This is a genomic window from Exiguobacterium sp. H66, from assembly GCF_018618705.1.
Lineage (GTDB): Bacteria > Bacillota > Bacilli > Exiguobacteriales > Exiguobacteriaceae > Exiguobacterium_A > Exiguobacterium_A oxidotolerans.
The window spans coordinates 352,237-369,030 of record NZ_JACSMQ010000003.1; the positions used below are offsets into that span (position 1 = coordinate 352,237).

The window sequence follows — 16,794 nt, forward strand, 5'->3', positions numbered from 1 at the left end:
GGATGACAGTCAACTGGAATGAAACACGTTCATATTTAGAAAGTAAAATGCAGGCAAAGCCGGAAATCGGTTTGATTCTCGGATCAGGTCTCGGCGTACTGGCTGATGAAATTGAAAATCCAATCGCGATTCCGTATGGCGACATTCCGAACTTCCCTGTTTCGACAGTGGAAGGACATGCGGGACAACTCGTCTTCGGGACGCTCGAAGGCAAACAAGTCGTCGCGATGCAAGGACGATTCCACTTCTATGAAGGCTATTCAATGGAAATGGTCACATTCCCAGTTCGTGTCATGAAAGCAATCGGCGTCGAAACATTAATCGTGACGAATGCAGCGGGTGCTTGTAACGAAGCATTTGAACCGGGAGATCTCATGTTGATCACAGATCACATCAATTTCTTCGGAACGAATCCGTTGATCGGAAAAAACGTCGATGAGATGGGACCACGTTTCCCGGACATGTCGAAGCCGTATGATAAAGAATTACTGGAACTTGCCCAAGCGACGGCAGATGAGCTCGGAATCAATGTTCGTCAAGGCGTTTACTTCGGCAACACCGGTCCGACATATGAAACGCCAGCTGAAGTCAAAATGGCACGGATGCTTGGTGGAGATGTCGTCGGCATGTCGACGGTTCCTGAAGTCATCGTCGCACGTCACTCAGACATGCGCGTACTCGGAATCTCATGTGTATCAAACATGGCAGCAGGTATCTTAGATCAGCCGCTCCATCACGATGAAGTCATCGAAACGACGGAACGGGTCCGGGCACACTTCCTGTCGCTCGTCCGTGGTTCGATCAAAAAAATGTAACAACACCTTAGAGGAGGAAATAGATTATGCGTATGGTAGATTTGATTGCAACGAAACGAGACGGTGGCGAGTTACCAACAGCCGATATTAAAGCAATGGTCGAAGGATTCACGAACGGAGACGTTCCGGATTATCAAATGTCAGCCATGTCGATGGCCATTTTTTATCAAGGGATGTCAGATCGTGAAATCGCAGATTTGACGATGGCGATGGTCGAATCAGGTGACGTCATCGACTTATCACGAATCCACGGTAAAAAAGTCGATAAACACTCAACAGGCGGAGTCGGTGACAAAATCAGTCTAATCGTCGCACCACTCGTCGCGTCAATCGGGATTCCGGTTGCGAAGATGAGCGGACGTGGTCTTGGTCATACAGGTGGAACAATCGATAAATTGGAAGCCTTCCCTGGTTTCGATGTTGAATTATCGGAAGAAGCCTTCGTCAGCCAAGTCAACGACATCAAGATGGCAATCATCGGTCAGACAGGGAACTTAACACCTGCTGACAAAAAACTTTACGCATTACGTGACGTGACAGCAACAGTCAATTCGATTCCGTTGATTGCAAGTTCAATCATGTCGAAAAAAATTGCGGCCGGCGCTGATAGCATCGTTCTTGATGTTAAAACGGGTTCAGGTGCTTTCATGAAGTCGTTTGAGGACGCGAAAGCACTTGCGACAGAGATGGTTTCAATCGGGAAAAGTGTCAACCGGAAGACGATTGCCGTCATCACGGACATGGATCAGCCACTCGGAAACGAAATCGGGAACGCAAACGAAGTCAAAGAAGCAATCGAAGTCTTACAAGGTAAAGATGTGCGTGACTTGAAAGTCATCGCCTTGACGATTGCCTCACATATGGCAGTCCTTGGTGAGTTCTACCCGACGTTCGACGAAGCGTATGCCGATCTCGAGACACGTCTCGCGAACGGTGCAGCACTCGACGTCTTTAAAAAATTCATCGCAGCGCAAGGTGGCGACGCGTCACTCGTTGACGATATGTCAAAAGCACTTGAAACGAAATACCAAAAAGACTTCGTGGCATCAAAAGCAGGTTATGTCTCTGAAATCATCGCCGATGAAGTCGGTGTCGCAGCGATGATTCTTGGAGCGGGCCGAGCGACGAAAACAGACGTCATCGATCATGCAGCAAGCGTCACGTTATTGAAAAAAGTCGGCGATCGTGTTGAAGTCGGCGATGTCATCGCGACACTTCGTTCGAATAAAGAAACGCTTGATCAAGCAATTGAGAAAATGGATCATGCGTATCATATCAGTGAAACGCAACCGGAAGCACGTCCGCTCGTTCACGCTGTCATCGATTAAATCATGTAAAGTAGCAAGTTGGGTCTTCTTCCCAATTTGCTACTTTTTTTGTTATGATGAAAGTCAGGTTTTTCCAAAAAAGAAGGAGGAAAAAAGATGAAACCAGCTCGATTAAAAGAAGGCGATACAATCGCGATCGTGTCACCCGCATCAGCGATTGCAGCCTACGTGCCGCGCCGATTGCAACGCGGCATTGAAACATTGGAACGGATGGGCTTTCAGGTCCTTGTGATGCCGAATGCGACGGCAGTCCATAGTCATACGGCAGGAACAATTGGCGAACGGGTGCAAGACTTACATATGGCGTTTCGCGATCCGGAAGTCAAAGCGATCATCGCGACGATTGGCGGCTTCAACTCGCATCAGCTGTTAGATGAGCTCGATTATGACTTGATTCGGGACAACCCGAAAATTTTACTCGGCTATAGTGACATCACGGCACTGCATGCTGCGATTTATGCAAAAACAGGTTTGACGACGTTTTTAGGGCCGGCGATTTTGCCGCAGTTCGGTCTACTGGACGGTCTTGACGACTATACTGAACAGTCGTTCAAGCGAACGTTGATGCAGACGGAACCGATTGGGAAAATCGTCGCCTCATCCGAGTGGACGGATGAAGTACTCCGCTGGGACGTACATGACGACCGTCCGAAAAAACGACAACCGAATGCGGGGATGTTGATTGGTCGTACAGGCGAGGGGACAGGACCGATTCTTGCCGGAAACTGTGGCACACTCTTGTTACTTGCAGGTACATCGTATATGCCGTCTTTCGAAGATGTTGTCTTGATGCTCGAAGATGACGGAAGCGAAACACCGGAAACGATCGACCGTTATTTTACACAGTTGCGGCATCTTGGTGTGTATGACGAAATTTCAGCACTCGTTATCGGCCGGTTCGAGAGTCAGGTCGATTTTGATCCGGACTTTACATTGAAAGACATCATTTTACGGGCAACACGCGGCTACGACTTCCCGATTGTCCTCGACGCTGACTTCGGTCATACGGATCCGGTTCTGACATTGCCACTCGGTGTAACAGCTTCCGTTCGTGTCGGTGATGAAATTGAAATTGAAATAGTAGATTCTGCCGTCAACTGAGTAAAAAACCTGCGTTTTCCGAAAAAATTTGGTACACTGTTCCATGGAGTCACAAGTTGCTTGTGACGAACACCATTAGCTGAAAAGCGCGAAAGGTTGGTATACAATGCAAAAAACTGGATATATCTTATTAGAAGACGGAAATAAAATTGATTTTGAACTCTTTAACGACGATGCACCGATTACGACAGAAAACTTCGAGAGCCTTGCGAACTCGAACTTCTACGATGGATTGAACTTCCACCGTGTCATCCCGGGCTTCGTCTCACAAGGCGGCTGCCCAATCGGGAACGGTACAGGCGGTTCTGGGAAAACAATCCCATGTGAAACGTCAACTTCGTACCCGCACAAACATAAAGCAGGTTCACTCTCGATGGCGCACGCTGGTCGCGACACAGGTTCGAGTCAGTTCTTCGTCGTCCACGAGCCGCAACCGCACCTTGATGGTGTGCATACAGTCTTCGGACAAGTCACTTCAGGACTTGAGCATGCTCAAAAAATGAAGCAAGGTGCAGGCATTAAAGAAATTCGCGTAGAAGCATAAGTGTCTGACTCCTCTTCAACTAGAAGGGGAGTTTTTGTTTTTTAGACTAAGGGAACAGGTAGTAAGGCACAAATAGAATTTCAGGAGGCGTTTCATGATGCGTTTACAAGGTAAAAAAGTGATTCAACTCGTCAGTAATGATTTTGAGGATTTAGAGTTATGGTACCCGGTCCACCGGTTACGTGAAGAAGGGGCAACGGTCGACATCGTCGGTGAGAAAGCAAATGAAAAGTACGTCGGAAAATACGGTGTTCCAATCGTCTCCGACATCGCGTTTGCTGACATTAATCCAGCAGACTACGACGCGATTCTCGTCCCAGGCGGCTGGTCACCGGACTTACTGCGCCGCTTTGATGCCGTCTTAGAGATGGTGCGCCATTTTGATGAGACAAAACAGCCGATCGGTCAAATTTGTCACGCTGGATGGGTCTTGATTTCAGCAGGTATTCTCAAAGGCGTCAACGTCACGAGTACCCCGGGAATCAAGGACGACATGACGAATGCGGGCGCAGTGTGGCACGATGAGCCGGTCGTCGTCGACGGACACATCGTCTCAAGTCGGAGACCGCCCGATCTACCTGACTATATGCGTGAATTCATCGCCGTGTTAGAAAAGTCGAAGTCATAATTCGGAAAAGGTGGGGTGAAGTGATTCACTCCTTCTTTTTGTCCTTCTCGACAAAAAAATGAAGTAATTCTAGCCGATAAGGTGTAGAATAAATGAGTCTCAGTCGTTCATGGTCCTGAGAGTTGTTGAAATTAGGAAGGTGTAGAATCAGATGCTAGTAAAATATAAGAAGCTGAATGAACGGACCGCGATGGGGTTAATCGCCTTTTCGTGTGAAGTGAAGGATCCGAAGTATTTGCTTGAAACGGTTCAAGCCTATGAACAAGAAGAAGATCGTCAATTGTATCTTTACAAACAGGATGAAGATTTCGTAGGAGTGATCGGTTTTCAATTAGTGGATGGCCACGCTGAATTGAGCCACATCGCATTGTCTCCATCGTTCCGCGGGGAGCGGATGTCGTACACATTACTCGACGCTGCGGCGAAGATGATGCGTCTCGATATCATCGGCTCGACTGAAGAAACAAGTCGTCTTGTTGAAAAGTGGAAAAATCAATGAAAAAAACCGGTCCGTTTATTTCAGGGCCGGTTTTTCCATTTCCCGCGATTTTTAAGTGCGGCTTGCCTTGCGTCGATGACGTCTTGCCGGTTTCGTAACCGGTGTTTGTCGATTAAAAAGGTTCGATCAAGCGGTTCGAGTGATTGGGTCTTCATTCGTTGTTCGAGTCTTTCGTCTACTGGTAAGCGGATTCTCCGGTATTCGGGCTCCATAAAAGCAGACTTTAACGTAAGCAGTTGCGTGGCATCGATGCCGAGTTGGGTAATCGACGCTGCATGCCGTTCGATTTTTTGAAAGGCTTTCGGATAGGTCCGCATCGCGCCGGTCACATTACCGCGCCGGTGATGATACCGGGCGACGGCTAATTGAATCAAAGCGACGAGTGATTCGTCCGTCCGATTGCCGGCTTGCCACAGTTCTTCTAATACTTCATGGCATTCGAAGTAATCTTCTTGTATATTGAATTCGAAAGTAAATTGTTCGATCGGGTGCATGAGAGCACCTCCTTTCCTTTTAATATAGCATAGTCGAACAGTAACGATGTATGGTATACTAAGGCGCAAAAAACGTTGATGGGCAGGGAGAATCATGGAATCATATAGTGTGAAGATGGATGCGTTTGAAGGCCCTTTGGATTTACTGTTACACTTGATTGGGAAACTAGAAATCGACATTTACGATATTTCCGTCTCAATCGTGACGGATCAATATGTGTCCTATATTCGAGCTATGCAGCATCTTGAACTCGATGTTGCTAGTGAATATCTTGTCATGGCTGCGACGCTCTTGCAACTGAAAAGTAAACAGCTGTTACCGATTGAACAATCGGAGTTCGAGGAGGTTCCTGATTTTGATGAGGAGCCGACGCGAGAAGGTTTGATTCAACAATTGATTGAGTACAAAGCGTATAAGGAAGCAGCGGTTGTGTTGAAGGAAAAGGAAGAAGCACGACTCGAGCTTTTTTCAAAACAACCGGAAGACCTGTTGCGTTATCTGGATACAGAAACAAATGACTATAACGGAACGTTATCATTTAGTGATTTGTTGCGTGCCTATGAAAAAATGCGACAACGTGTTGCCTGGAAAGTGAGACGGTCGAAGACGGTCAAACGTGAGGAACGGACACTGGAGCAACAGATGGTTCACGTATCAGAATATGTACTGTCGCGAGAACGGACGACCTTTTTTGGCTTCTTTACGGAACAACCGACAGTCGAAGAACTCGTCGTCAGTTTTCTTGCTGTCCTTGAACTCGTTAAACAACGAGTCATTGCTTGCGAGCAGATGAACGACGATATTTTATTACGGACCTTGGCGAAGGAGGAGAATCCGATTGGCGTATGATCGAATCATTGAAAGTCTATTGTTTGTCGTCGGAGATGATGGCATCGATCCACGTGGCCTGAGCCAAGTGCTTGAAATCAGTGAAGCAGCAGCGCGCGAACAACTGCATGCGGTCCAGCAATTGTTTGAGTCGGAAGGACGTGTCCTTCAAATTGTTGAGTCCGGTGGCGTCTTTAAGATGGTGACACGAAAAGAGATGTCACCGTACGTTCAAGCCTACGCGGGATCACTCGCGGAAGACAGTTTGTCGCGTGCTGCGATGGAGACGCTCGTCATCATCGCCTACAAGCAGCCTGTCACGCGTGCAGACATCGAAGTCATTCGCGGCGTCAAGACCGAGCGTGTCATTCATACGCTCAGTGCAAAAGGGTTAATTGAAGAAGCTGGACGCGCGAAAGGCGTCGGGCGAGCTAAATTGTATAAAACGACCGATCATTTCTTGGACCATTTTGGTCTCAATAGTATCGAGGAGTTACCTCCGCTCGAATTCGAAGAAACGTTCGAAGCGGATGGCGATCTATTTTTCAGGAATGAACCGTCACTAGAGGAGAGAATAAATTAATGGAACGTCTACAAAAAATTATCGCACAAGCTGGTGTCGCATCACGACGCAAAGCAGAAGAATTAATTACAGAAGGTCGCGTCAAGGTCAACGGAAAAGTCATCACAGAGCTTGGGACGAAAGTCGGCGGACGTGCTGAAGTCGAAGTCGACGGCGTCAAGCTCGAACGGGAAGAGCATGTCTACTATATGCTGTATAAGCCGACAGGTGTCGTCTCGACGGTTGAAGATGATAAGGGGCGTAAAACGGTTGTTGATCTTGTGCCGCCGGGCCATCGTGTTTTCCCGGTCGGTCGTCTTGACTACAATACGAGCGGCTTACTTTTATTGACGAATGACGGTGAATTTTCAAATCTCTTACTGCACCCAAAATACAAAGTACCGAAGCGTTACATCGTTAAAATCAAAGGCGTGCCGGATTATTACCACGTCAAAGGTCTGGAAAAGGGTGTCGTCTTACCGGACGGATTCAAGACAGGCAAAGCACGCGTCGAAATGCGTGATGTCGACAAGAAAAAGAATACGGCAATCCTCGAGATGGTCATCTACGAAGGACATAACCGTCAAGTCCGTCAGATGGTCGAAACACTCGGCGCCGAAGTCATCAAGTTGAAGCGGGAGCAGTTCGGATTCTTGACGTTAGCTGGACTCACTTCAGGAGACTGGCGTGAACTTTCAAAAAAAGAAGTCAATCAATTGCGTGAGCTAGCGGATCCCGTCGCGCCACCTACGAAAAGACGTAAGAACACAAAAAAACGTTAATTTGTAAAGCGGAAAGCTCATCCTATAGGTTGAGTTTTCTTTTTTTGTGACAAAACAATTAACGTATTTCACATTGTCTCAACATTTAAGCGATTTCAAGTACAATATGGGTGGAGGCGGTATAACATGAAAAAAACGAAGCAAAACCCGGAAGAGCGGCTCGAAGCCGCTAAACAAAAAAAGAAGAAACGCTCATTCTGGCGACTGATGATTATGACGATCGTCTTGTTTGCTGGTGCGGTCGTCATCATGCAGTTCGTCGATCAAGCGACACGCGATAAAAATGGTCGTGTCATGGCGGGAGACGATGCACCTGGCTTTACGCTCGTCGACTTGTATGGTGAGAAACAACACTCGATGGATGAGTATGCTGGAAAAGGACTCTTGCTTAATTTTTGGGGCACGTTTTGTGAACCGTGTAAAAAAGAGATGCCGTTGATTAACGACAACTACAGCATGATGCAAGATGAAAATGTCAATTTTGTAGCCGTCAATGTCGGCGAAACACCGGTTCGCGTCTCGAGCTTCATCAAGGAAATTGGTGGAACGGACTATCCGATTTTAATGGATACGAACAGTTCCGTCGAGAAAGCGTACGGCATTTATAACTTACCGGTCACATTCATCATCAATAAAGAAGGCGAAGTCGTCGAAAAGTATGAGGGTGAAATTGATCAGGCGAAGTTGGAAGAAATGATTAAAAAAGCAAACGAGTAACGCATCGAGGGGGAATTGATGATGCAGGAATATAAGCAACTGGACATGCGTTATGAAGAAGCAGAGCTTCGTTCAAAACGAAAAAAACAGTCGTGGATTGACCGAACATGGACATTCTTCTCTTCCGTTAAAGTCGGACTATGGTTGATTGGCTTAATCATCCTCGCAAGTGGTGTCGGGACGATTTTCCCGCAGGAAATGTATATCCCGCAAGCGACACCGCCAGAAGAATTTTATGGGAAGGAATACGGTACGGCAGGCGATATCTACTATGCATTAGGATTTCATAATCTCTTTGAATCGTGGTGGTACATCGGACTGATCACCTTATTACTTTTATCCATCATCATCGTATCGATCGACCGCTTCTTCCCGCTCTATCGAGCGTTGAAGAAACAACCGGTCATCCAGTCTGACCGTTTTATGGGCGGTCAGCGATTTGGCGCTGAGACGGCTGGAACGGTAAAACAAATTGACGCGATTGAGCCGTTGTTAAAAAAGAAAGGCTATAAAATCCGTCGACAAGACGGCGCTTTATTAGCAGAAAAACAACGGTTTGGACGTTGGGGTCCATACATCAATCACATCGGACTCGTTTTATTCTTTGGTGGAGCGATGTTACGGATTGTACCAGGGATGCATGAAGATGAGTTGCTATGGCTTCGTGAAGGTGAAACGTTGCCGATCGAAGCGACGGACAACGAGTACTATCTTGAAAACAATGCCTTCAACATTGAATTTTATGACCCGGAAAAGGTCGACGCGAAATTCAGTGAAGCGCTGAAACGAGCGGGTGGTAGTGTTCCGAAAAACTACGATACGAAAATGACGTTGTATAAAAAGACGGGCATGACGGATGATTTTAAACCGGAACTTGAAAAAGTAAAATCTGGTGAAACGGCCGTTAACCAACCGTTTGAATTCGAAAACTATCAAGTCTTCCAGGAACAATATGCGGCAGATCCTGAATTCAAGACGATGTCGTTTAATATCGAAAATCAAAAAACCGGAAAAGTTGTCGATACGATTGAAGTCGATTTACGCAACCCGGACTCGACGTATGAATTGAAGGATGGCTACGAAGTCGAGTTAAAAGACTTTTTACCGGACTTCGTCGTCAAAGACGGAAAACCGACGACAAATTCTTCACGGCCGGTCAATCCGGCATTCGTCTTTAACATCAAGTCACCGGAGCACCCGGAAGGCGAACGGAGTCTGATCGGGATTAAGCTCAATGTCGGCGGGGACGAAAATCAATACAAGATGGGCTTTGCCGGGACTGAACTGTCGAATATCTCGGGAGTGCGGATTAAAAAAGATTTGACGCTGCCGTTCCTGTTCATCGGTGGAGTAATCTTTATGGCGGGTCTGCTCATCGGCATGTACTGGCCGCATCGTCGCCTTTGGATTAGAGAAACAAACGGTCGGATTAAGATTGCCGGCTTTACGAACAAGAACGCGTTAGGGCTTCAAAAAGAAGCCAATCTCGCCTTGACAGAAGTAGGTCTTCCTCAACTAGAAGACCGGCAGAAGTTGCGGGAAGAGGGGGAATCAGAATGAATTTGCTTAATTTGAGTGGGAATTTACTGCTGACATCGTTTATCTTGTATCTCATCAGTACCGGATTTTTTGCGGTTGCGACGAGTGGGAAAAAGGGACCGAGCCGGTCAGGTAAGATTGCCTTTACGCTCGCGATTATTGGATTTGCGACACAACTTGGTTATTTCTTTACACGCTGGGCAGGGGCGGGGCACGTTCCTGTGTCGAACTTATATGAATATACGACATTCTTCGGGATGATGATGGTTCTTGGTTTCCTGATTGTCTACGGGATTTACCGGAACAACGTTTTAGGATTAGTCGCGATGCCGGTCGCTTTGCTCGTCATCGCCTATGCATCGATGTTCCCGGATGAGGTCCAACCACTCATTCCGGCACTTCAAAGTGTCTGGTTAAAAATTCACGTCACGACAGCTGCACTTGGTGAAGGAATCCTCGCGGTCAGCTTCGCGACAGGATTACTTTACTTGATTCACGCAACAGATTTCAGAAAAGAATCAAAAACACGGACGTGGCTTGAAGTCGTCATGTTTTCGTTAACATGCGTGGTCGGTTATATTCTTGTCGGATTGTTATTTAACGCACTTTCGACGAATGCGACGATTGAATATGTTGCGAAAAACGGCGCGACGATGCAACACGACTATACGATGCCCGTGTTGACTGGTCCGGAAGGCGGAAAAGTCATTTCGGGATCGGGCGCAGTCGTCGAACTGCCGAACTTCTTGAACGCGAACAAAGTCAATACAGTTCTTTGGTCACTGATCGGTGGTCTCGTCTTGTACGTACTCCTTCGATTTGTCATCTTACGGAAGCGTCTTGCGGAAAGCTTAAAACCGATCGCCCGTAAAATCGACTTAGAAACAGCAGATGAAATCAGCTATCGTGCGATTGCGATCGGCTTACCGGTCTTCATCCTGGGCGGTTTGATTTTTGCGATGATTTGGGCGCAGATGGCATGGAGCCGCTATTGGGGCTGGGACCCGAAAGAGGTTTGGGCATTGATTACGGCGTTATTTTACGTCTTCTACCTGCACATGCGCATTCAGCGTGGCTGGATCGGTAAAAAATCAGCCTGGTTATGTGTCGGTGGGTTTGGGGTCATCATGTTCAACCTGGTGTTCGTCAACCTCGTTGTCGCAGGTCTTCATTCTTACGCCTGACTAAAAGATGAAACAGGGAGTCACCGATCGATGAATGACATCGATTGGTGACTCCCTTTCTTCGTCCAGGCATCAACTATTGGATTTTGAAGGAAACGTGAAATGAATCAATCACCCTTTCCGGTCTAACCGGTTAGGGAGGTTTTTTCTTTTTGTTTCATAGTATACTAAAAGAGTAGTAGGATAGAGAAGAGAGACTAGTTTATGGGAGGAATCAACCGATGTCAGAAGAAGCTCGTATTTTAGTCGTCGATGATGAAGAACGGATTCGACGCTTATTAAAGATGTACCTCGAACGGGAGAACTTTACGATTGAGGAAGCAGACAACGGCGAGATGGCGCTCGAAATGGCGCTTGAAACGGAATATGATGTCATTCTACTTGATTTGATGATGCCGAAGCTCGATGGTATGCAGGTCTGTGAAGAGTTGCGCAAAACAAAAGCGACGCCGATTGTCATGTTGACGGCAAAAGGGGAAGAAACGAATCGTGTTCATGGTTTTGAAATGGGAGCGGACGATTATATCGTTAAACCGTTCAGTCCACGCGAAGTCGTGCTTCGGGTCAAGGCCATTCTGCGACGTGCCAGCGCAACGAAGTTCTTGCATACGGATGCAAAAACGAAAGATGTTATCGTCTTCCCGCATCTGACGATTGATAATGATGCCCACCGCGTGACGGTCGAAGGGCAAGAAGTCAACTTGACGCCAAAAGAATATGAATTGCTCTACTTTCTCGCGAAGCAGACGGATAAAGTCTTTTCACGGGAACAGTTATTAAAAGAGGTCTGGAATTATGAATTCTTTGGTGATTTGCGGACGGTCGACACACACGTTAAACGATTGCGGGAAAAACTAAACCGCTTGTCACCGAACGCGGCTCAGATGATCACGACAGTCTGGGGTGTCGGTTACAAATTCGAGAATAGTCCTGCTTGACGATGAAGTGGTTACAGAGTGTCGTCATCAAATTATGGGGAACGATTTTACTGCTCGTTTCTGTCGTTTTAATTGCTTTGACGATTTTGTTGCTCGAATTTTTTAACTCGTTTCACATTGAACAAGAACGAGGACATCTCGCGAAGCTAGGTCAACAAGTTGAGACCGTTTTCCAAGCGCACGATGGGCTAGAGGAAGGGTCGGCGACCGCCGTCGAAATTACGGATATTTACGGGGCGACGTTGATTGCGACAACGAAGGACGAAACGATTCAAACGAATATTTCAGAGGAAAAGGCACGACGTATGATTAAGGAGCTCGAGCGTCAGAACTGGAAAGCAGTTGACGGTGAAGAGGGCGAGACGGCGATTGGGAACTATGAAGTATTCAATGGCAAGGCAGCACTCGCCTATCGTGCCCCGCTCGTCACATCAAGTGAGGCGGGAACGACGTATTTAATTGAAGAACTGACGAACATTGAACAGGCGAATGAAGGCGCGAGGCAGATCATTCAACTCTGTGTCCTGCTTGCGATCATCGGGACAACCGTATTCGCCTTCTTCCTCTCGACGCGCATTACGGCGCCGCTGCGGACGATTCGTCAAGCTGTCGTCGAAGCCGGAGAAGGAAAGTTCGACCAAAGTCTGACGCAACGTTCACGCGATGAAATCGGGGACTTGGCGTTGGCATTCAATGAAATGAGCAGCCAATTGAATCAATATGTTACGGATCTCGATAAAGAACGACATCTGTTGTCATCCATTTTACGCTGTATGGCAGATGGCGTCTTGACGTTCTCTGATTCCGGGGAGTTGCTCGCGACAAATCCGCCGGCAGAAGATTTTTTGGCAGGGGCACCGGTTCCGGAAGAACTGATTGATTTGTTCAAGACCGTCATGCGGACAGAGACAGAAATGACCGTTTCCTTTGAACGGGAAGGTCGTTATTACATCATTATCGTCAGTCCGTTACTTGAGCACGAAGAGCAGATTGGTGCTGTTGCCGTTTTACGGGACATGACAGAAGCGCAGCAGCTCGAGAAGATGCGCGCCGACTTCGTTGCGAACGTCAGTCATGAATTGCGGACACCGCTCGTCATGCTCCAAGGGTACTCGGAAGCGATCGTCGACGGGATGACGGAAAGCGATGAAGCGACAAAAGAATTTGCTTCAGTCATTTATGATGAGTCGCAACGTCTATCGCGTCTCGTCAATGATTTACTCGATCTTGCCCGAATGGAGGCAGGTCATCAAGAGTTACGGATTGAACCGATGGAAGCAGTCCCGTTTGCAAAACGGATGATTAAAAAATTCAAGCAAATGGGACGCGACAAACGTGTATCGTTTGACGTCGTCGGACCGAACGTCGAGTTCGAAGCGGATCCCGATCAAATGGAGCAAGTGTTGACGAACTTACTCGGCAATGCGCTTCGTTACACCGAGGATGGTCAAATCGAGATTAACATTACGGAAGATAGGGAAAACATATTCCTATCCGTAATTGATTCCGGTACAGGAATTCCGGAAGAAGATGTCCCGTTCGTTTTTGATCGTTTCTATAAGGCGGACAAAGCAAGGACGCGTGGCAAGACGGGGACAGGGATTGGTCTCGCGATTGTCGTGAACGTCGTCCGATCCCATGAAGGGGAGGTCGAAGTCGAGAGCCAGCTCGGCGAAGGCTCGACATTCCGAATTCGATTACCGAAAAAACAAAGGAAGCGAACTCTCTGATTCGCTTCCTTTCGCTATAGGAGTGAGAAAAATGAAGATTTATACAAAAACCGGGGATTCAGGGGAAACATCGCTCGTCGGTGGCCGCGTTAAAAAAAATGATGTGCAAATCGATTTGATGGGTGAACTGGATGAACTGAACAGCTTCGTCGGCCTCGCACGGACAAAAGCAACTTCGATTGAAGTAAAAGAACAATTGATTGTCATTCAACATGCCTTGTTTGATTGTGGGAGCGACTTAATGTACGTCGAACAAAAAGAATCCCGCTTGAGTCAAACTGCGACAGAAAATCTCGAGAGTTGGATTGATAGTTTAACGGAATTATCTCCCCCGCTCGATAAGTTTATCTTGCCAGGCGGAACGGAAGCGGCGGCAAGCCTGCATGTTGCGCGAACGATTTGTCGACGGATTGAACGTTCGATGGTCGATGTCGCTCAAGCCCGTCACCTCTTGCCATTCATCAACCGACTGAGTGACTTTTTCTTTGCCGCAGCGCGTTATGAGAATGCAGTCAATCAAACAGCAGATATTGAATACCTTCGCAGTGCACATGTGTTTAAACGAAAGGATGGAGAGTAAATGAGTCAGTCATTCGAAACATGGAAAAAAGAGGGGACGACGTACCATCTCGTCCCGACCGATAAATTCAAGACAACGACCGTACTCGTCACATTTTCTGCACCACTTGAAGAAAAAACGCTGACGAGCCGGGCGATCTTACCGTACATCATGGAAAAATCGACAGCGGCCTATCCATCGATGAAGGCGCTACGTGAACCACTCGAAACCTTATATGATGCGGGACTTTATGCAGATGCTTCGAAATTCGGCGAAGAGCATGTTATTTCATTCCAGCTCGACGTCGTACGAGGTGATCTCGTACGGCATGAGACGTTGCTTGAAGAGGCGCTTGATTTGCTCGAACAAATGATTTTCTATCCTGACTTAACCGAAGGCGGCTTCCGTGAACAGTTCGTCAAACAGGAAAAGCGTCTCCATGCGTTACGGATCAGCTCACTTTACGATGATAAAATGCGTTTTGCCCAGCAGCGTCTTCTTGAGTTAATGGCCCCTGGAGAAGCCGTTTCACTGTCGTCACTCGGTACGCTCGAAGGATTAGAGGCAATTACAACATCCTCCTTGCGCGATACATATCGGTCGATGATTGAAAACGACCGGATCGATGTTTTCGTCGTCGGTCATGTGACACGTGACGAAATGGAAGAGGCATTATCCTTCTTGCCTTCGCACAGTGAAAAAACGAGTCATTATATCCCGGCCTTGAAACAAGTCGCCGGTGTGAAGCGTTCATCAGAGACACAACCAATCAAACAAGGAAAGTTACATTTAGGCTACCGTGTTGCAGTCGATCCGACATCTGCTGATTCGATCCGGATGCAAATCGTTAACGGACTTTTTGGCGGATTCCCGCACTCGAAGCTGTTCATGAACGTCCGTGAAAAAGAGAGCCTCGCGTATTACGCAGCTTCCCGCTACGCAGCCTTGAACGGTGCCTTGTACGTTTATTCTGGTGTCGAAACTCAAAAAGCGGAACGGGCAGAAACAATCATCAAGGAACAGCTTGTCGATTTGAAAGCCGGGAACTTTACGGCTGAAGAGTTGACGCAAACGAAAGCGATGCTCATCAATGCGCGTCGTCAAATTCTCGATCAACCCGGACAATTGATTGGCTGGTTGAACGGATCGAAAATGCGTGGATTGACGCTAGAAGATGAAATTCATATCATCGAGACGGCTACGCGTGAAGATGTCGTCCGTCTAGCCGCTAAAATCGAATTAGAGGCAGTCTATTTATTGCGAGGTGAAGAATAATGGAACAGTTAACGTATCATGATACAGACGAAACGGTATTTTTCGAACAATTAGACAATGGCTTGTCTGTTTATTTACTTCAGAAAAAAGGTTATGAAAAAACGTATGCGACGTTTACGACCCGCTATGGTTCAATCGACAATCGTTTCAAAAAAGGTGAGGACTGGGTGAGCGTACCGGACGGGATTGCCCACTTCCTCGAGCATAAAATGTTTGAGTCGGAGCAAGGGGACGTCTTCCAAGAATTTGGTCGTCTCGGTGCATCAGCGAACGCCTTTACATCATTCTCACGGACAGCGTATTTGTTCTCTGCGACATCGCTGATCGAGCAAAATCTCGAAACATTGATTGACTTCGTTCAAGATCCTTACTTTACACCGGAGAGTGTCGAGAAGGAAAAAGGCATCATTACGCAAGAAATTCAAATGTATCAAGATAATCCAGGATGGCGTCTATTTTTTGGACTCATCGAATCGATGTACGCGAATCACCCGGTTCGGATTGACATCGCAGGTACACCGGAGTCGATTGACAAGATTACAGCCGATGATTTGTATACGTGTTACCGGACGTTCTATCATCCGTCGAACATGGTTTTGTTTGTCGTCGGAAACATCAATCCTGCGGAAACGCTTGAGTTGATCAAACAAAATCAAGCGAAAAAAGATTATACAGACCGTCCGGCAATCGAACGCGATTACGGCGTTGAACCAAAAGAAGTCGCACGTCCGCGATTCGAACTCGAGCTCGACGTCAAGACACCGAAAGTCTTGATTGGATATAAAGATGAATCACTTCGCGGCGAAGAACAAGTCCGCCGAGAAATGACGAGTGAGTTACTCCTACATCTCCTGTTTGATCAAACCTCGTCGACATATCTCGACTTGTACGAAGAAGGATTGATTGACGATACATTCAGTTTTGATTATTCGAGCGAAGAAGAATTTGCTTTTGCAACATTCGGGATGGAAACGGAAGATCCGGAACGTTTCATCGCAGCGTATGAGGAGCTTCTTACAAAGCGTCCCTCGTTCAGCGAGACGGAAGTCGTCCGAAAGCGGAATATGATGCAAGGGAAATTCTTACGGGCATTGAATTCGCCGGAATTTATCGCCAATCAGTTTTCACGTCATGCTTTAGCGGACACGAACATGTTTGCATTACCGACACTGATTGCTTCGATTACGAAAGAGGAAATTGAAGCACGTTTTGACGAATTGTTTGCGCTTGAGAACCGAGCGATTTCAATCGTCAAACCATATGTCTAACC

At 47.1% G+C, this 16,794-nt stretch carries 18 protein-coding genes; 17 read left to right on the forward strand and 1 reads right to left on the reverse strand.

The window, feature by feature from the left end:
- Positions 1 to 2: 2 nt before the first annotated feature.
- From KNP88_RS07770 to KNP88_RS07795, 6 genes are all read left to right on the forward strand, one after another.
- On the forward strand, positions 3 to 815 hold the full coding sequence (locus KNP88_RS07770; protein ID WP_029333165.1) for a purine-nucleoside phosphorylase: 813 nt from the start codon (positions 3 to 5) through the stop codon (positions 813 to 815).
- A 26-nt stretch (positions 816 to 841) separates the two neighbouring features.
- Positions 842 to 2,143 (forward strand): pyrimidine-nucleoside phosphorylase, encoded by a 1,302-nt coding sequence (locus KNP88_RS07775; RefSeq protein WP_214893126.1) that lies wholly within the window; start codon positions 842 to 844, stop codon positions 2,141 to 2,143.
- Between the two features lie 96 nt (positions 2,144 to 2,239).
- Complete coding sequence (locus KNP88_RS07780) at positions 2,240 to 3,244, forward strand: S66 family peptidase (protein WP_214771635.1); 1,005 nt, start codon at positions 2,240 to 2,242, stop codon at positions 3,242 to 3,244.
- Between the two features lie 106 nt (positions 3,245 to 3,350).
- Positions 3,351 to 3,788: a peptidylprolyl isomerase gene (locus KNP88_RS07785; RefSeq protein WP_088836693.1), complete on the forward strand. Its 438-nt coding sequence runs from the start codon at positions 3,351 to 3,353 to the stop codon at positions 3,786 to 3,788.
- Positions 3,789 to 3,885: 97 nt separating this feature from the next.
- Complete coding sequence (locus tag KNP88_RS07790) at positions 3,886 to 4,416, forward strand: type 1 glutamine amidotransferase domain-containing protein (protein ID WP_214893153.1); 531 nt, start codon at positions 3,886 to 3,888, stop codon at positions 4,414 to 4,416.
- Positions 4,417 to 4,567: 151 nt separating this feature from the next.
- Positions 4,568 to 4,915 (forward strand): GNAT family N-acetyltransferase, encoded by a 348-nt coding sequence (locus KNP88_RS07795; RefSeq protein ID WP_088836695.1) that lies wholly within the window; start codon positions 4,568 to 4,570, stop codon positions 4,913 to 4,915.
- A 20-nt stretch (positions 4,916 to 4,935) separates the two neighbouring features.
- Here KNP88_RS07795 and KNP88_RS07800 read toward each other — a convergent pair whose 3' ends face one another.
- Entirely contained in the window at positions 4,936 to 5,409 is a 474-nt protein-coding gene (locus KNP88_RS07800; protein ID WP_214845349.1) for a DUF309 domain-containing protein, read from the reverse strand.
- 94 nt (positions 5,410 to 5,503) lie between these two features.
- Here KNP88_RS07800 and KNP88_RS07805 point away from each other — a divergent pair, with 94 nt between their 5' ends.
- The 11 genes from KNP88_RS07805 (at position 5,504) to yfmH (ending at position 16,792) form a co-directional block, all read left to right on the forward strand.
- Positions 5,504 to 6,259 (forward strand): segregation/condensation protein A, encoded by a 756-nt coding sequence (locus KNP88_RS07805; protein WP_088836696.1) that lies wholly within the window; start codon positions 5,504 to 5,506, stop codon positions 6,257 to 6,259.
- A complete protein-coding gene (gene scpB / locus KNP88_RS07810) occupies positions 6,249 to 6,821 on the forward strand; it encodes an SMC-Scp complex subunit ScpB (protein WP_029333173.1) in 573 nt (190 codons plus the stop codon). Before KNP88_RS07805 ends, scpB begins: the two co-directional genes overlap by 11 nt.
- Positions 6,821 to 7,582, forward strand: coding sequence for a pseudouridine synthase (locus tag KNP88_RS07815; protein ID WP_014969990.1), 762 nt, complete (start codon positions 6,821 to 6,823; stop codon positions 7,580 to 7,582). The genes scpB and KNP88_RS07815 overlap by 1 nt, the downstream gene beginning before the upstream one ends.
- 126 nt (positions 7,583 to 7,708) lie before the next feature.
- Complete coding sequence (locus tag KNP88_RS07820) at positions 7,709 to 8,299, forward strand: redoxin domain-containing protein (protein WP_029333174.1); 591 nt, start codon at positions 7,709 to 7,711, stop codon at positions 8,297 to 8,299.
- 21 nt (positions 8,300 to 8,320) lie between these two features.
- Positions 8,321 to 9,859 (forward strand): cytochrome c biogenesis protein ResB, encoded by a 1,539-nt coding sequence (resB, locus tag KNP88_RS07825; RefSeq protein ID WP_251132130.1) that lies wholly within the window; start codon positions 8,321 to 8,323, stop codon positions 9,857 to 9,859.
- Complete coding sequence (gene ccsB, locus KNP88_RS07830; RefSeq protein ID WP_029333176.1) at positions 9,856 to 11,022, forward strand: c-type cytochrome biogenesis protein CcsB; 1,167 nt, start codon at positions 9,856 to 9,858, stop codon at positions 11,020 to 11,022. Before resB ends, ccsB begins: the two co-directional genes overlap by 4 nt.
- 221 nt (positions 11,023 to 11,243) lie before the next feature.
- Positions 11,244 to 11,960: a response regulator transcription factor gene (locus KNP88_RS07835; RefSeq protein ID WP_029333177.1), complete on the forward strand. Its 717-nt coding sequence runs from the start codon at positions 11,244 to 11,246 to the stop codon at positions 11,958 to 11,960.
- A 2-nt stretch (positions 11,961 to 11,962) separates the two neighbouring features.
- Positions 11,963 to 13,690 (forward strand): ATP-binding protein, encoded by a 1,728-nt coding sequence (locus tag KNP88_RS07840; RefSeq protein WP_214893127.1) that lies wholly within the window; start codon positions 11,963 to 11,965, stop codon positions 13,688 to 13,690.
- A 31-nt stretch (positions 13,691 to 13,721) separates the two neighbouring features.
- The gene (locus tag KNP88_RS07845; protein WP_088836700.1) at positions 13,722 to 14,270 is read left to right on the forward strand and encodes a cob(I)yrinic acid a,c-diamide adenosyltransferase; all 549 of its coding nucleotides are present in this window, start codon (positions 13,722 to 13,724) and stop codon (positions 14,268 to 14,270) included.
- Positions 14,271 to 15,524 carry an EF-P 5-aminopentanol modification-associated protein YfmF gene (gene yfmF / locus KNP88_RS07850; RefSeq protein WP_088836701.1) on the forward strand — a complete coding sequence of 418 codons (1,254 nt, stop codon included), beginning with the start codon at positions 14,271 to 14,273 and terminating at the stop codon, positions 15,522 to 15,524.
- Positions 15,524 to 16,792, forward strand: a complete 1,269-nt coding sequence (yfmH, locus tag KNP88_RS07855; protein ID WP_029333180.1) for an EF-P 5-aminopentanol modification-associated protein YfmH — start codon at positions 15,524 to 15,526, stop codon at positions 16,790 to 16,792. Before yfmF ends, yfmH begins: the two co-directional genes overlap by 1 nt.
- Positions 16,793 to 16,794: the final 2 nt, after the last annotated feature.

What these genes read in the sequence shown, in the direction of transcription:
- KNP88_RS07770 (WP_029333165.1), top strand. Translation starts at nt 3, where the DNA reads ATGACAGTCAACTGGAATGAAACACGTTCATATTTAGAAAGTAAAATG.
- KNP88_RS07775 (WP_214893126.1), top strand. Translation starts at nt 842, where the DNA reads ATGCGTATGGTAGATTTGATTGCAACGAAACGAGACGGTGGCGAGTTA.
- KNP88_RS07780 (WP_214771635.1), top strand. Translation starts at nt 2,240, where the DNA reads ATGAAACCAGCTCGATTAAAAGAAGGCGATACAATCGCGATCGTGTCA.
- KNP88_RS07785 (WP_088836693.1), top strand. Translation starts at nt 3,351, where the DNA reads ATGCAAAAAACTGGATATATCTTATTAGAAGACGGAAATAAAATTGAT.
- KNP88_RS07790 (WP_214893153.1), top strand. Translation starts at nt 3,886, where the DNA reads ATGCGTTTACAAGGTAAAAAAGTGATTCAACTCGTCAGTAATGATTTT.
- KNP88_RS07795 (WP_088836695.1), top strand. Translation starts at nt 4,568, where the DNA reads ATGCTAGTAAAATATAAGAAGCTGAATGAACGGACCGCGATGGGGTTA.
- KNP88_RS07800 (WP_214845349.1), bottom strand. Translation starts at nt 5,409, where the DNA reads ATGCACCCGATCGAACAATTTACTTTCGAATTCAATATACAAGAAGAT.
- KNP88_RS07805 (WP_088836696.1), top strand. Translation starts at nt 5,504, where the DNA reads ATGGAATCATATAGTGTGAAGATGGATGCGTTTGAAGGCCCTTTGGAT.
- KNP88_RS07815 (WP_014969990.1), top strand. Translation starts at nt 6,821, where the DNA reads ATGGAACGTCTACAAAAAATTATCGCACAAGCTGGTGTCGCATCACGA.
- KNP88_RS07820 (WP_029333174.1), top strand. Translation starts at nt 7,709, where the DNA reads ATGAAAAAAACGAAGCAAAACCCGGAAGAGCGGCTCGAAGCCGCTAAA.
- resB (WP_251132130.1), top strand. Translation starts at nt 8,321, where the DNA reads ATGCAGGAATATAAGCAACTGGACATGCGTTATGAAGAAGCAGAGCTT.
- ccsB (WP_029333176.1), top strand. Translation starts at nt 9,856, where the DNA reads ATGAATTTGCTTAATTTGAGTGGGAATTTACTGCTGACATCGTTTATC.
- KNP88_RS07835 (WP_029333177.1), top strand. Translation starts at nt 11,244, where the DNA reads ATGTCAGAAGAAGCTCGTATTTTAGTCGTCGATGATGAAGAACGGATT.
- KNP88_RS07840 (WP_214893127.1), top strand. Translation starts at nt 11,963, where the DNA reads ATGAAGTGGTTACAGAGTGTCGTCATCAAATTATGGGGAACGATTTTA.
- KNP88_RS07845 (WP_088836700.1), top strand. Translation starts at nt 13,722, where the DNA reads ATGAAGATTTATACAAAAACCGGGGATTCAGGGGAAACATCGCTCGTC.
- yfmF (WP_088836701.1), top strand. Translation starts at nt 14,271, where the DNA reads ATGAGTCAGTCATTCGAAACATGGAAAAAAGAGGGGACGACGTACCAT.
- yfmH (WP_029333180.1), top strand. Translation starts at nt 15,524, where the DNA reads ATGGAACAGTTAACGTATCATGATACAGACGAAACGGTATTTTTCGAA.